The organism is Bradyrhizobium sp. AZCC 1588 (genome assembly GCF_036924735.1).
Lineage (GTDB): Bacteria > Pseudomonadota > Alphaproteobacteria > Rhizobiales > Xanthobacteraceae > Bradyrhizobium.
Genome location: NZ_JAZHSC010000001.1, coordinates 5,293,848 through 5,308,862, shown reverse-complemented (window position 1 = coordinate 5,308,862; position 15,015 = coordinate 5,293,848). Strand labels below are relative to the sequence as shown.

Below are 15,015 nucleotides of genomic sequence, written 5' to 3'. Positions count from 1 at the left end.
TCATCTCTACGAGATTCACACCGCCCCACAGGGCGATTTGATCCCTAAAATAATCTCCGCCGAACTCGTCGTTGAACTTGCGAGGCTGCGCGATTTCTTGTGACGTCCATGATTACCATCTCGCTTTTGCCGAGCGATGCACGATGCTCGGGATGGCAGACAGGCATCACGACGCGTATTTCTGGTAAAACGTATTGGTGAACAACTCGCCCGGATCATACTTCCGTTTCGCTGCGAAGAAATCGCTGATCTCCGGGTATGAGCGCTGCAACTGGTCCTTCGAATAGTAGAGTTGGTAAGGCAGGAAGAACCGGCCCTTGTGCGCGATGGTGAGGTCGATCAGTTCTTCCGTCGCCTTCTTCATCCGCCGGTTGCCCTCTTCGTCCGTCGTCTGGTTGATGTAGAGCACCAGCGAGAATGCCGGCTCCGGCGAATAAGTCAGGAAATTATTTTCCTGATGCACGACCCGCACCGACGCGTTCAGCAGATTGGTCTTGTTGTCGATCAGCACCTTGCGCATGCCGTCGACAAACGAGACGAACTGGCTGCGCGGGATGAAATATTCGTGCAGGATGTCGGTATCGTCAGGCAGCGAGTTGCGCAAATAAGGCACGGAATCGTGCATCGGGTCATTGCGGTTGACGAGACAGGCCTCCGCCGATCCGATCGCTTGCGCGCGCGTCACCGTGCAATTTTCCATCCGATGCTCGATGTGCTTTTCCGACAACCACTTCATTTCCTGAAACAGCGGCCCTTGCTTGGACAGGTTGATGGTCAGCCGCCGCAGCTTGGTGCCGCTGACCTCGCCGAGCGGCTGGCGCTTGAAATCGGTGCCGTCGATCTTGGTGTAGGTATAGAGCAGCAATTCCCTTAGGAACGTGCTCGGCGCGGTCGAGAGATGGCCGTACATCAGGCCGACATTGCTGTCCTTCTCGATCTCGCCGGCGAATAGCGCCGGAAATTCCTTGTAGTCCATCACGCGACGGCCGGTCTGGTAGACGAGGTTGTCGGCAATATCGAGCTCGGCATCGACGATCACGCCGAACAGGCCGTAGCCGCCGACCACGAGGTTGAACAGATCCGCATTCTCGGTCGACGATACCGTGCGCAGCGAACCGTCCGCCAGCATCACCTTCATCGACTTGATCGATTTCGCGAGCGCGCCGGCCTGATGGTCCATGCCATGGGCATTGACAGAGATCGAGCCGCCGACGGTGAAGATGTCGGTCGACTGCATGGCGCGCACCGCAAAGCGCGGATGCAGCACGTTCTGGATGTCGTGCCAGGTCGCGCCCGGCTGCACGGTGACCGATCGCGTACTCTCGTTGAGCACGATCTTGTTGAAGCCGCGCATGTCGAGCACAATGCCGCCCTTGCGGAAGGCGTGCCCACCCATGCTGTGGCGGACGCCGGCGGTGGTGACGGAGAGCTTGTTGTCGCGCGCAAAGGCCAGCGTCTTCGCAATATCCTCGACGCTGCGCACCTCGACCACGCCGTAGATTTCGGTCTTGTTGAGACAGCTCGCATCATTGATGCTGCCGCCAAGCTGCGACCATTTCACGTCCTTGAGCGGCGCTATCGCCTTGATCCGCTCCAGATCGATTTCGCCTGCTCGCCGCCGCCGACCGCCGGGCCGCAATCCTTTTCGCCCGCGGGATCGGCCGCCAGCGCCTGAAGCCTGCGATAGCTGTAAACGCCGAGCAGCACGACGACCACGGCCGCCACGGAGACGCCGGTTTTGAATTTTTGCGAAAATTTCTTCATGAATTGATTCCAGGGATTGCGAGATATTCCGGGAGGGCGAATGTTTAGTCAAATTTGGGCGGCTTCTGGTTCGATAGACCGGTTGCGTTACCGAAGCGATAAGCCGGAGCTGACAATTGCGGAGCTGCCGAATACATGTGAGAGGACACCAATGCTGACGCGACGCAGTATGATGTTCGCCTCCATCGCAGCCGGAGTGATCATGAATAATAGAACCGCCTCTGCCAAAGCGGCGCAGCCGGCGACGCCGGTGAATTTCGACGTGCCCGCGGGCGCCTGCGACTGCCACACCCATATCCACCCCGATCCCGAAAAATTCCCGTTCTTCTCCGGCCGCGTCTACACGCCCGAACTGGCCTCGCCCGAGGAAATGACCGCCCTGCACAAGGCGCTGCACATGGAGCGCGTGGTGATCGTCACGCCCTCGATCTACGGCACCGACAACTCGGCCACGCTGGTCGGCATGGCGGCACGGGGGCCGACCGCGCGCGGGGTAGCCGTAATCGACGACAAGACGTCGGAAAGCGATCTCGATGTCATGGGCAAGGCCGGCATTCGCGGTGTCCGCCTCAATCTCGCAACCGGCGGCGTCAACGATCCGAGCGTCGCCCGGCCACGCTTCGCAGCCGCAGTCGAACGCATGAAAGCGCGCGGTTGGCACGTGCAGATTTACACCAACCCGGCGATGATCACCGCGATCAAGGATCTGGTGATGGCCTCGCCGGTGGCGGTCGTGTTCGACCATTTCGGCGGCGCCAAGGCAGGCCTCGGCGTTGAGCAGCCGGGTTTTGCCGACCTCGTGGATCTCGTCAAATCGGGCAAGGCCTATGTGAAGATTTCCGGCGCCTACCGCGCCTCCAAACTCGCGCCCGATTACACCGATTGCATCCCGCTCGCCAAGGCGCTGATATCAGCCAATCCCGACCGTATCGTCTGGGGCACGGACTGGCCGCACCCCAACTCGGTCACGCCTGCCGACAAGAAGATCACCGACGTCACGCCGCTGTTTCAGATCGACGACGGGCGGCTGTTGAATCAGCTTCCGGTGTGGGCGCCGGATGCGGCGATCCGCAAGAAGATCTTGGTCGACAATCCCGCACAGCTCTACGGGTTCTGAAGCCCGGCAGTCGACATCGCGGCCTGCTGCTGTCCGAACGGATCGCGGTCGTAATTGCGCAGCCAGTCGCCGGCCTTGCGCAGGCCGCCGAACGGGAACAGATGGAATCCGGCGATCGGCGCGGTTGCCGCCGCAGGCGCCGCTCGCAATCCCCTGACGACGTCGTCAGGTCCGGTGTCCGTCAGCAGGCGGCCGAACCGGCCGATCTGGGCCCGCAGCGCACGCATGGAATTGCCGATGCCGCAGCGGAGCGCGAACTTTGTCAATGTCGCCGGCGTTGCCGGACCGGCCAGGCCGACCATGACAGGCAGATCGATGCCCGCGCGATCGAGGGCGCCGATCCATTGCAGTATCGGCGTGCTCTCGAAGCAGAATTGAGTGACGACATCGACCCGCGTTCCCGTCCGCCGCCCCCAGTCGCGCCACGCCTTGAGGCCGTTCAGCGCGTCCGGCAGATCGAGATAGGGGTGCCCCTCGGGATGACCGGCAATGCTGACGGCTGCAATCGCATGCGCCTCGAGCAAGCCGCTGGCGGCAATATCGCGCGTCGATTTGAACGGGCCTCTCGCAGCAACGACATCGCCGGCAATCAGGAGGATGCGCGAGACATCGGCTTCGCCGCGCGCCCTTGTCAGGAAATCGTTGAATGCCTCCCGCGAGGCCATTTCGCGCGCCGCGATATGGGGCACCGGATTGTAGCCGGCACGGCGTAGCGCGGCGGCCGTTTCAATGTTGTGACGGTAATTGTCGCCGGGCAGGAACGTAATCGTGACATCGGTGCCTTCAGCGAAATGGTCGCTCAGTTCCGCGATCTGATGTCCGCGCGAGGAAATTTCGACGGAGGCCTTCGACAGTAGTGCGGCTAATCTGGCGGATGCTTGATCGGAGACGATCACGAGCGCCTCCCTTTGTCATGCCGGCGCGCGGCGGCGCGAGATCACATAGGTCTCGTCGTTGAACCACAGGCCGCCATGTTTCCTCAGCACGCGATCGGTGGCTTCAAGATAGCGGCCATCGCGAACCACTTCTGACAACCTGTTGTCCTCGATCTGCGCCACGTAGATCGCGGCGTTCCAGGCGGCGAACAGCGTCGAGGTGCCGATCGGGCCGCTGACCTCGTCCGGCAGCGTGTGCATCTGGTAGCGGAAGATCGAGCGCGCATCGGAGGACGCATTGAAATTGTAGTGGCGTGCGGCCGCGCCAAGCTCGTGCTTGACCTGGCGCAGGATCGCGTAGCGGTCGGTCTTGAAGGGGTCGTCGCCCGGCCAGACCTGATCGATGATCTCGATGCCGGGATCCTTGCCATGCGAATGGATGCCGATCAGCCGCCCACCCGGGCGCAGGGCCTTGACCAGCGGTGTCACCACTTTCGAAGCCTTGAACTCGACGCTCGCCCGCGCCCGATAGGGTTGCGAGGCGATGACCAGATCGTAATCGGCCATCACGCGGCCGGGCCGCGGCATGATCGGATCGAGCAGGAAGGAATGATCCTCGCGCCGCAGCGTCAGGATCACCGGGCGTTGATAGACCGGATTGCCCGTGGTCGGGCTGATGCCTGCGCGCCAGTTCTCGGCGAGGAAGCTTTCGAGCTCGCCGATCTGCTCGGCGAAGCCGTGCGCGGTGTTGCCTGATAGCGTGACGTCTTTCCAGATCAGGCCTTGCGCTGACGTGACCGAGCGTGGCGTCAGCCATGGTGCCTCGGCGTAATAGAGGTTGGTCACGACCAGCACGGTGGCGGGATGCTCGAACAGGCGGTCCGCCATTTTCTCCAGCATCAGGCGGACGTCTTCGTAAGAGATCTCCTTCGCCACGACATAGAGCGGCATGGTGGGAAATCGCGCATGCACCGCCCGCATCACCCGCGACAGCACGGTGCCGTCGCCGACGCCGGCATCGAAAATGCGTAGCGCCGGCGGTGCCGGCTGCAGATTGCCGAGCTCGAGCGAAATACGGTTGCCGACCTCGGTCTTCTCGCTGCAGGTCGAAACGAACAGCAGGTATTTTTGGCGGTTGTCGAAAAATCGGAAGCCCGGCGGCGCGACGGCATTGGCGGCCGCCGCGTCCTTCAGTGGTTTGGCCGAGAGCGAATTGGCCGGCGCGCCGTCCGATTCCGGCCGGTGCTCGGCGAGATACGCGCGGACCTTGTCGAGCGTGCCTGTCGTGATCCGGGCGCCATCGCGCAAGCGCGACACCAGCTTGCCATCATTGACCACCAGCCGCCCGAAGGTCGATTCGGCCGTGCGCGTCTGGCGGCAGTAGTCGCGGATCTCTCCGAGGATCTGCTCGGCTGTGGGCGCCGATTTCGCCGGCGCCGCGTGGCCGTTTGGTTGCCCCGTAGATCCTTGGCTAGATCCTTGGCTGGATCCTTGGCTTTCCTCGATCCGCATGGCTTTCTCCTGCGGTTATCCCTGCCGGCATCAAGGGACGGCCGCCGGATCGCGTCAACCACAAACCGAGTGGGCAGGAAACATGGGCATGTGCCCACACGGATTTAGCGCGCGCGGCGCGAAAACACCGAGATCAGCACCGGCAGCGTCACCAGGATCACCAACGGCGCCAGCATCATGCCGGTGACGACCACGATCGCCAGCGGCTTTTGCACCTGCGAACCGATTCCCTCCGACACCGCCGCCGGCAGCAGGCCGACGCCGGCCACCACGCAGGTCATCAGCACCGGCCGCAATTGCAGTTCGCCGGTGCGGATCACCGCCCGCATCCGCTCATAGCCTTCGTCGATGAGTTGATTGTATTGCGACAGGATGATGATGCCGTCCATCACGGCGATTCCGAACAGCGCGATGAATCCAATTGCCGCCGAGACGCTGAAGGGAATTCCCGAGATCAACAGCCCGAGCACGCCGCCGAAGATCGCCATCGGGATCACGCTCATCGCGAGCAGCGTATCGACCATCGAGCCGAAGTTGAAGAACAGCAGCACACCGATCAGCGCCAGGCTGATCGGCACCACGATCGACAGCCGCCGGATGGCGTCCTGCAGATTGCCGAATTCACCGACCCATTCGATCCGCGATCCCGGCGGCAGTTGCACCTCGGCGGCGACCTTGTCCTGCGCTTCATGGATCGCGCTACCGAGATCGCGGTTGCGGACCGAGAACTTGATCGGCAGATAACGCTCCTGCTGTTCGCGGTAGATATAGGCGGCGCCCGAGATCAGGTTGATCGAGGCGACCTCGCTGAGCGGGATCTGCGTGATCGTGCCGCCCTGCCCGGCCACGCCGATCCGCAAATTATGGATCGCTTCCGCGCTCTTGCGATAATCCGGGGCGAGGCGAACGATGATCGGGAAATGCCGGTCGCTGCCGGGCTCATAGAGATCGCCGGCGCTGTCGCCGCCGACGGCGACCTTGATGGTGGCGTTGATATCACCGGGCGATAGGCCATAGCGTGCCGCGCGGGCACGATCGATATCGATCTGGATTGTGGGTTGGCCGAGCGAAGTGAACACTGCGAGGTCGGTAACGCCCTGCACCGTGCCGAGCACGGATTTGATCTTGTTGGCGGTGTCCGTCAGCGCCTGCAGGTCGTTGCCGTAGAGCTTGATCGAGTTCTCGCCCTTGACGCCCGAGACGGCCTCCGAGACGTTGTCCTGCAGGTATTGCGAGAAGTTGAACTCGACGCCCGGGAAGTTGTCCTGCAACTGCCCCAGCAATTGCGCTGTCAGCTCGTCCTTGTCATGGGTATCAGGCCACTCGCTGTTCGGCTTGAGCGGCGCGAAAAACTCCGCATTGAAGAGACCGGCGGCGTCCGTTCCGTCGTCGGGCCGGCCGTGTTGCGACACCACCGATTCCACCTCAGGACGCGCGCGGATGATCTTGCGCATCTCGTTGACGTAGGCATTGCCCTCCTGCAGCGAGATGGTCGGCGGCAGCGTGGCGCGGATCCACAAATTGCCCTCTTCCAGCTTGGGCAGGAATTCCAGTCCGAGCAGCCGCGTGAAAGCAATGGTCATGAGGACGAGAACGGCCGCGCCGGTGAGCACGATCCTGCGGTTCGCAATCGCCCAGTTCAGCACCGGCACATAGAGCCGATCGAGCTGCTTCACGACCCAAGTCTCGGTCTCATGCAGATGCGATGGCAGGATGATCGCGCTCAACGCCGGCGTCACCGTAAAGGTCGCGATCAGCCCGCCGGCCAGCGCATAGGCATAGGTCCGCGCCATCGGCCCGAAGATATTGCCTTCGACGCCGCTCAGCGTGAACAGCGGCAGGAAGGCTGCGATGATGATCGCGGCGGCGAAGAAGATCGAGCGCGACACGTCGGCAGCCGCAGACAGGATGGCGTGGCTCTTCATCCCCATCGTGGTGTCGAACGAGATGTCGCTGCGCTCGGCTTCCGACAGCGAGGTGGTCTGCGTCAGCCGCCGGAAGATCGCCTCCACCATGATCACGGTGGCGTCGACGATGAGACCGAAATCGATCGCGCCGACCGACAGCAGATTGGCGGATTCGCCGCGCAACACCAGGATGATCACGGCGAAGAACAGCGCGAAGGGGATCGTTGCGCCGACGATCAGCGCGCTGCGGAGATCGCCGAGAAACACCCATTGCAGCAACACGATCAGGATGATCCCGACCACCATGTTGTGCAGCACCGTATGCGTGGTGATGTCGATCAGATCCTTGCGGTCGTAGATGCGCTCGATCTGCACGCCGGGCGGCAGGATCGAGGAATGATTGATGTCGTGAACGAGCTTTTCGACCCGTGCAATGGTCGGCGAACTCTGCTCGCCGCGTCGCATCAGGACGATGCCCTGCACGATGTCGTCGTCCTGGTCGAGGCCGGCGATGCCAAGCCGCGGCTTCTCGCCGATCGTGACATGGGCGATGTCGCGCACCAGCACCGGATTGCCGCCGGACTGCGATACCATGGTGTTGTTGAGGTCGTCGATCGAGCGGATCAACCCGACGCCGCGCACCACGGCGGATTGCGCGCCGATATTGACGGTGTTTCCGCCGACATTGATGTTGGCGTTGCCGACGGCCTGCAGCACCTGCGGCAGCGTCAGCCCGTTGGCGACGAGCTTGTTGAAATCGACCTGCAGCTCGTAGGTCTTGGTCTTGCCGCCCCAGCCAGTGACGTCGATGACGCCGGGCACCGCGCGGAAGCGGCGTTGCAACACCCAGTCCTGCAGCGTCTTGAGATCGAGCACGCTGTAATTCGGCGGGCCCTTCAGCCGGTAGCGGAAGATTTCGCCGGTCGGGCTGAGCGGCGAGATGGTCGGCTGCACGTTGCCCGGCAGTGGCGCGAGCTGCGACAGCCGGTTCAGCACCTGCTGCAGCGCTTCGTCATAGGTGTAGTCGAACGAGAACTGCAGCTTGACGTCGGACAATCCGTACAGCGAGATGGTGCGGATGGTGCGCAGGTTCTTGATGCCGGCGACCTGGGTCTCGATCGGGATCGTGATGTAGCGCTCGATCTCCTCCGACGACAGGCCCGGGCTTTGCGTCACGATGTCGACCATCGGCGGGGTCGGATCGGGATAGGCCTCGATGTTGAGCTGCTTGAACGCGATCAGGCCGCCGACCAGCACGGCTATGAACATGCCGACCATCAAATAGCGGCGGCTGACGGCTAGGGCGACCAGGCGATCCATTCAGATCGAAGCTTTCAATGAGCGAGGCATCAGCTTCCGGATGCGGCCCGGTCGATGAACAGTGCGCCCTTGGTGACGATTTGCTCGCCGGGCTTCAGATTGCCGACCACCTCGACGAGATCGCCATTGGTGAGGCCAGGCTTGACCTGACGCAGTTCAATCGTCTTGTCCGGATTCGCGACCCAGATCCGGACCTGATCGCCTTCATAGATCAACGCCTGCTTCGGCACGCCGACCGCCGGACGGTCGCCTGCCGAATAGATCGTGACGTTGGCGAACATCTCAGGCTTCAGCGTACCGTTCTTGTTGTCGATGGTGGCGCGGACGAGCAGCCGCCGCGTCGCAGGGTCGATTGCGGTTGCGACGTAGTTGATCCGCGCCGAAAGCGAACGGCCCGGCAGCGCTAGCACATTGAACGTCACCTCCTGCCCGACCGCGACGTTCGCGCAATCGCTTTCGCGGACGAAGGCCGTCATCCAGACGGTGGAGAGATCGCCGATCACATAGACGGGGTCGCTGGCGCCGGCGTTGACGTATTGCCCCGGGCCGATCTTGCGCTGGACCACGGTGCCCGCGATCGGCGCGAAGATGGTGATTTCGGGATTGATGCGGCCCTTCTCCTGGAAGGTCGCGATGTCGTCGTCGGTGAGGCCGAGAAGGCGCAATTTGTTGCGCGCTGCCTGGACCGCCGTTTCCGACGAGCGCACGTCGTTCTGCGCCTGGATCAGCGTCGCCTGGCTCTGCTGATAATCCTTCAGCGGAACGGCCTTGCCCTCGAACAGATCCTTGGCGCGCGCTCCCTGCAACTGCGCCAGATCAAGCGCGGACTTCGCCTTGTTCATCGCGCTCATCGCTGCAACGAAATCGTTTTGCGCCTGAACGTTGTCGGCGGCCTCGATCACGAATAGCGGCTGGCCCTTGACGACGCTATCGCCTGGCTTGGCTAGCAACCTGGTGACGCGGCCCGCATAGGGCGAGAACACCGGCGTCGAGCGATCCTCGTCGATCGCGATCTTGCCTTCGGTGACGCGCTCGGCGCGGAAGTCGCGTTCAGCGACGGGCTGAATGGTCAGGCTGGCCCATTCGGCTGGGCTCGGCGTGTAGCGCTGCAGTCCGCGCTTGCGGGACTGGCTCGAGATTTCCGAATGCCCGCGTTTTGGGCCGCCGAGATAGGCGCTGCCGCCGTAAACGGCCGCCCCCGCCAGTACCATCAGGGCAATGGCCACGACCCATTTCTTTGAGTTAACCATCTGTAATCGCTTGCAAAATCCGCCAAACATACAACATGGGTTCCAGCGACAATTTGTCCCACCGGCGCTATAGTGCCCAATTGGCATCCCGCACAACCCAAAAAAGCAAAATAGCCGTACCGGACGCGATTAAAATTTGGAGAGGCAGGCTCTGAGGAGGGGACCTCCTATTCACGTAGGGGCCATTGCGGCAGATGGCTGCCGAGCGGCATTGCCGGGACCGCCCAGAAGGCTGGCGTTTTCGACAACAGCGCCGAGTGCCTCACCGACCGCAGCGGCCCGAAGCCCGAGCCCATCTCCTCGATGAACGGCGTCACCGCCTCCGCTTTGAGATCCTCCACCGCAAAACCGTTGCTGACCCGGCCGAGATTCCACAGCCAGCGTCCGGTTTGCGCCAGCGATACCTGGACGTGCCAACTGCCGCCTTCGCGCGCCTGGCGCACTTTGGCCATCATGGCGCCGAACGCCATGAAGTAACCGGTGGCGTGGTCGAGCATCTGCGCCGGCAGTTCCTTCGGTCCGTCGACACCGGCGGCCTGCCCTTCTGCATGATTGAATCCGGTCGCCGTCTGCACCAGCGAGTCGAAGCCGCGCCGCTCCGCCCACGGCCCGGCATGACCATAGGCCGACAACGTGACGCAAATGATACCGGGATTGATGCGCGCGGCATCCTCCGGCGAGAAGCCGAGGGCGGCGAGTGCGCTGGGTCGATAGCCTTGCGAAAAGATATCCGCCTGCGCCAGCAGATCGCGCAGCACGCCACGCCCCTGCTCGCTCTTGAGTTCGACAAAGCTCGTCAGCTTACCCCTCCCGGTGTCGATGACGAGCCAGGGGATCGCCGGCAAATCGGGTCCCGAGATCAGCAGCACGTCGGCGCCATGCGCGGCGAGCGTTCGCCCCGCAACGGGACCTGCGATGACGCGCGAGAGATCAAGCACACGGATACCTGCGAGCGGCCGCTCGCCCTTGGGCCACTGCTTTGGCGGAGCCTCGCCGATCTTCGTGATTGAGATCAGCGGCAATCCGGCGAGCTCCTTGGCCTGTGGTGTCGCCAGCCATTCGTCATGCGAGCGCATGAAGGCGACAACGCCGCCGCTCGCATAGGCCGCGGTCTCGAACGCCTCGCCGTCCCATTGCAGCAGCGCGGCCTGCACAGCGTCACGCTCGGGCTTGCAGTTCAGCACCTTGCAGACAGCATCGCGGTGATGGGGAAAATTGGTGTGCAGGCGCACGAAGCCGTTGTCGCGGGTTTTGTAGATACCCGCGATGGCGTCCCAAGCCGGCGGCGGCGGCTTGCCGTCGACGCGCAGATAACGTTCGCTCCGGCATTCGACCACGGCATGGCGCATATCCACCGCGACGTCCTGCGCCTCGCCGCTGCGCATCTTCCAGATCTCGGCGGCTGCAAGCCCGGTTGCCGCGACGCTGACCTGCGCCGCGGCGGCGACGCGAAACGACGACGGCAATTGCGGTTCGTCGCCGGTCAGCGTGAGCGCGCCAAGCGCGGACGGATCGCCGCCGATGGAGGTCCAGATATCGGAGAGGATTTCTCTAGGGCTTTGCATCGGTGTGTCTCTCCCCTAACCTTCAAGTTCTGCCCGCCAGCGTAGCCCGGATGGAGCGCGAGCGAAATCCGGGGACGGCTTCTCGGTTTGAGCTTTCGTCGTGACCACGGTCGCTACAATATGGTCGGATCAAACGAAGGAAAAACAAAATGGACTTGGGTTTGAAAGGCAGGAACGCCGTCGTGCTCGGCGGCACGCGCGGCATCGGACGGGCGATTGCGGAAACGCTGGCGGGCGAAGGCTCGGGCGTCGCCGTGTGCGCCCGCAATGCGGATCAGGTCGCGGCCACCGTTACTGAACTGAAAGGGCTTGGCGTGCGCGCGACCGGCGCGCCGGTTGACGTCACCGACGCGGCCGCGCTGAAATCATGGGTGTCGGATGCGGCCGCCGAGCTGGGGAGCATCGACATGCTGTTTTCCAATGCCGGCGCCATGGCGCAAGGCGGCGATCCCGCCTCATGGGAGCAGAATTTCCGGCTCGACGTGCTCGGCGCCGTCAACGCATTCGAGGCCGCGCGGCCATTGCTCGAAGCGAGCGCGCAGAAGACCGGCGACGCGGCCTTCATCATCATATCGTCGATCTCGGCGGCGCAGGCGGATAGCGCCAGCTCCTACGGCCCGATCAAGGCGGCGCTGATCCACATGGCCAAGGGACTGGCGCGGCAATACGCGGACAAGAAAATCCGCGTCAACGTGGTGTCGCCGGGCACGGTCTATTTCAGGGGCGGCATCTGGAACATGGTCGAGCAGAACATGCCGAAGCGTTACCAGGATGCGCTGGCGCGTAACCCGACCGGCCGCATGGCGACACCGCAGGAAATCGCCAACGCAGCCGTGTTTCTGGCGAGCCCGGCGTCCTCGTTCACGACCGGCTCGAACCTCGTCGTCGACGGCGCGATTTCGAACCGCGTGAATTTTTGAGGACGGGTTGTAGGGTAGGCAAAGGCGCCCTTGCGCCGTGCCCACCGTTCCAGCGTCCGGTGCAAGTGATGGTGGGCACATTGCGGAGGCCTTAACATCTCGACGGGACTGGCAGAGTTGTGAGAGCTCGGCTTACAACTCGCAAACCAAACCGGTCAATTTGAATCGATAAGCTAACTGAACTTTACGAACTTTCCCTCACTGTGACGCCTGCTTCGATGACCCAGCCACTGGGTCCAATGACGGATGGCCACGATGATTGTCGACGAGCAAAGGACAAAAGTGCAGCGCGAACCGCGACGCGAGCTCCGCAAGCGGCCGACATGGATGACGACCGACAACGGGATCACGAGGATTGAATGCTTTGTCCTGGACGTCTCACCGGGTGGCGCGAAGATCGTGACCGATGTCGCGTTCGACGTCAGGGATAGCTTTCAACTGGCGCTGGTGCCCGACCATACGACGCGCCAGTCATGCGAGGTGGTGTGGCGCCGGGGCAAGACCTACGGCGTGAAATTTTTATCCTGAGCAGCGGCGTCTTCGCTCGCGTCTTGAAGGCTGCAGGCCCGTCTGTCGCCTCATGGCCCTCCTCGCCGGCGGAGTGCCATCCCGCCCCGCCCCACTCTCGTCGCCATTGGCTTCGATATGTGACTGTATTATTACAGTCAGATGTCAGTTCGATTACGGCGGAGCGTCGAATGAGCTTGGAATGGCAGGCGCGGTCAGGTTCCCTGGCCTGGTCGAATCCCGTGTCCTGGTGGTGGGGCCTGCTGACGCTGGTGAGCGGCGTGAATATCGCCATCTGGTTCGCGCTGTATCGCGAGCTTCCCGTCCAGTCGACCGGCGCTGCCGGCGGCTCGTCCGGCATCGGGATGATGCTGCTGTTCTGCGCGGCCTATGTGTTCGGCTGCGCCTTCAGGTCGTTTCTGCCGCGCGCCGATGTGCAGCGGATCTGCCTGGTCGACACCTGGCTGTCGAGCGTCATGGTCGGACGTTCCGTGGCGACCGTGGCCGAGATCTGCTTCGTGGCGCAATGGGCGATTATCCTGCACCAGCTCGGCACGATGACCGGCGCGGAAACGACGGTAAATGTCGCGTGGGTGATCGTGCCGCTGATCCTGATCGCGGAATGCCTTTCATGGTATGCGGTGCTGACCAGGAATTATCTCGGCAACGCCATCGAAAATTCGCTGTGGGCGGTTGCCTTCTTCGCCGTCGGCGTCGGCCTTTGCCGCCTGCTTCCGGAATTCAATGGTGCGGTTCGCATAGGCCTCGTCGTCGCCATCGCGGGTATTGTGGGCTTCCTGGCGTTTCTGATGACGATCGACGTCCCGATGTACCTGAAGCGCTGGCGAACCGGAGATGCCGACGGCGACAAGCGCCTGACGCCGCGCGAGGGCCTGCGCGACGTCAGCACGCGCTGGGTCGTGACGCACGACCTTGCCGAGTGGAAAGACGAGATTGCCTGGATGTCGCTTTATTTCAGCCTGGCTGTCTGGTCCAGCCTTGCGCTGTGCGTCTTCTATTCGCTCGAACATCATTTGCCGCAGTATCGGACCGAGGCAGCGATCACGAGCGCAGCGCCGAGCACGACCATCGTCGGCAGCGCCCGGTAGCACAACCGCCGCCGCGCTGAAACTTGCGCCGCTTTGCGGCGTTACACGCCTGCGTCGCGGGTTGGGCGACCTTTGTTTCAGAAGGGCGTGTTTTGGACTGGACTCAGATAGGCATCCATTTTCTGGCGCTGGCCGCGGCTTTCGCGCTGGCCATACCGATCGGATGGGATCGCGAGAAGCGGGCGCGCAGCGCGGGCCTGCGAACGTTCCCGCTGGTCGCCCTGGCAAGCTGCGGCTTCGTGCAGGCCAGCGAACAGTTGATGGTGAATTCCCCCGATGGCATGTCGAAGGTGATCGAGGGTGTGATCACCGGCATCGGCTTCATCGGCGGCGGCGCGATCCTCAAGCACGGCACGACCGTGCAAGGCACGGCGACGGCGGCGAGCCTATGGGCCACCGGCGCTATTGGCCTCGCCGTCGGGCTAGGCAGTTATGACGTCGCGGTGACGATCGCGGTGATTACGTTCCTGACGCTGCGGCTGCTGACTCTGGTGAAGGACGAAAAAGACATCAAGATGGATTGAGGTCCAAAGGAAGGGCTGCGGCAGCCAACGTAAGGGGAATAACAGTCACGGCGCCGTGAAGGTGTTTCGTCGCCCGCGGGCGCAAAAATATTCCGCCCTCCTGGCGAAGTCATTTTCCCGACCGACGAAGAAGTCCGGAAACAACATGGTGGTAGGCTGGCGCAATGATCAAACTTGGAGTTCGATCATGTGGAACCTCATCAACATACTATATCGGGAATATTGCCTGGCTCGGCTAAAGGACATGCGCAGGATTCACCTCTCGCACTGAACACCAGTGGCGCGAGCAATCTGTCGCCGCCAACATCCAAGGCGTGTGACTTGCGGTGAAGCGGCATCAGGAGAATTCAATCGGGATCGAGATCGAAGGAGGAGGATATGCAGCCATCGACAGACGATCTGCTGATACGCCAAATCAGTGCTCTGATATCGGCGACCGCTAATGCGGTGTCCAGCAACAGAGAACACGCCCCATTCGTGGAGGCAAGGATATACGAAAAGCTTGCTGCACATTGCGCCGAAAAGCAGATACTTGCAGCAGCATTTGCGAAAAACGGAGTCGGGGCGACGCGGAGCGGATTGATCTACTGGTAAAGGGAGACGTGTCCAGACGAAAGAGGCCGCAGGTTTCGGCTTCCGATCTCG

General features: G+C 62.5%; 12 protein-coding genes. 5 read left to right on the top strand and 7 right to left on the bottom strand.

Features of this window, described 5'->3' with window-relative positions; translation table 11 throughout:
• Positions 1-166 precede the first annotated feature (166 nt).
• On the bottom strand, positions 167-1,639 hold the full coding sequence (locus V1277_RS24660; protein ID WP_334418523.1) for an FAD-binding oxidoreductase: 1,473 nt from the start codon (positions 1,637-1,639) through the stop codon (positions 167-169).
• Positions 1,576-1,764 (bottom strand): hypothetical protein, encoded by a 189-nt coding sequence (locus tag V1277_RS24655; RefSeq protein ID WP_334418522.1) that lies wholly within the window; start codon positions 1,762-1,764, stop codon positions 1,576-1,578. Before V1277_RS24655 ends, V1277_RS24660 begins: the two co-directional genes overlap by 64 nt.
• A 151-nt stretch (positions 1,765-1,915) precedes the next feature.
• On the opposite strand from V1277_RS24655, the gene V1277_RS24650 reads away from it, so the two are divergent.
• On the top strand, positions 1,916-2,881 hold the full coding sequence (locus V1277_RS24650) for an amidohydrolase family protein (protein WP_334418521.1): 966 nt from the start codon (positions 1,916-1,918) through the stop codon (positions 2,879-2,881).
• Here the strand turns inward: V1277_RS24650 and V1277_RS24645 are convergent.
• From V1277_RS24645 to V1277_RS24625, 5 genes are all read right to left on the bottom strand, one after another.
• Positions 2,869-3,777 (bottom strand): hypothetical protein, encoded by a 909-nt coding sequence (locus V1277_RS24645; RefSeq protein WP_334418520.1) that lies wholly within the window; start codon positions 3,775-3,777, stop codon positions 2,869-2,871. The two genes, V1277_RS24650 and V1277_RS24645, sit on opposite strands and share 13 nt — an antisense overlap.
• 15 nt (positions 3,778-3,792) lie before the next feature.
• Positions 3,793-5,268 (bottom strand): hypothetical protein, encoded by a 1,476-nt coding sequence (locus V1277_RS24640; RefSeq protein WP_334418519.1) that lies wholly within the window; start codon positions 5,266-5,268, stop codon positions 3,793-3,795.
• Between the two features lie 104 nt (positions 5,269-5,372).
• Entirely contained in the window at positions 5,373-8,495 is a 3,123-nt protein-coding gene (locus V1277_RS24635) for an efflux RND transporter permease subunit (RefSeq protein WP_334418518.1), read from the bottom strand.
• A 29-nt stretch (positions 8,496-8,524) separates the two neighbouring features.
• Positions 8,525-9,745 carry an efflux RND transporter periplasmic adaptor subunit gene (locus V1277_RS24630; protein ID WP_442894514.1) on the bottom strand — a complete coding sequence of 407 codons (1,221 nt, stop codon included), beginning with the start codon at positions 9,743-9,745 and terminating at the stop codon, positions 8,525-8,527.
• Between the two features lie 167 nt (positions 9,746-9,912).
• A complete protein-coding gene (locus tag V1277_RS24625; protein WP_334418516.1) occupies positions 9,913-11,310 on the bottom strand; it encodes a CoA transferase in 1,398 nt (465 codons plus the stop codon).
• 149 nt (positions 11,311-11,459) lie between these two features.
• Between V1277_RS24625 and V1277_RS24620 the strand changes: the two genes are divergently transcribed.
• From V1277_RS24620 to V1277_RS24605, 4 genes are all read left to right on the top strand, one after another.
• The gene (locus tag V1277_RS24620) at positions 11,460-12,230 is read left to right on the top strand and encodes an SDR family NAD(P)-dependent oxidoreductase (protein ID WP_334418515.1); all 771 of its coding nucleotides are present in this window, start codon (positions 11,460-11,462) and stop codon (positions 12,228-12,230) included.
• Positions 12,231-12,485: 255 nt separating this feature from the next.
• Positions 12,486-12,758 carry a PilZ domain-containing protein gene (locus tag V1277_RS24615; protein WP_334376491.1) on the top strand — a complete coding sequence of 91 codons (273 nt, stop codon included), beginning with the start codon at positions 12,486-12,488 and terminating at the stop codon, positions 12,756-12,758.
• A 170-nt stretch (positions 12,759-12,928) separates the two neighbouring features.
• A complete protein-coding gene (locus tag V1277_RS24610) occupies positions 12,929-13,846 on the top strand; it encodes a hypothetical protein (protein WP_334418514.1) in 918 nt (305 codons plus the stop codon).
• Positions 13,847-13,938: 92 nt separating this feature from the next.
• On the top strand, positions 13,939-14,370 hold the full coding sequence (locus V1277_RS24605; RefSeq protein ID WP_334420446.1) for an MgtC/SapB family protein: 432 nt from the start codon (positions 13,939-13,941) through the stop codon (positions 14,368-14,370).
• The last annotated feature ends 645 nt before the right edge of the window (positions 14,371-15,015 follow it).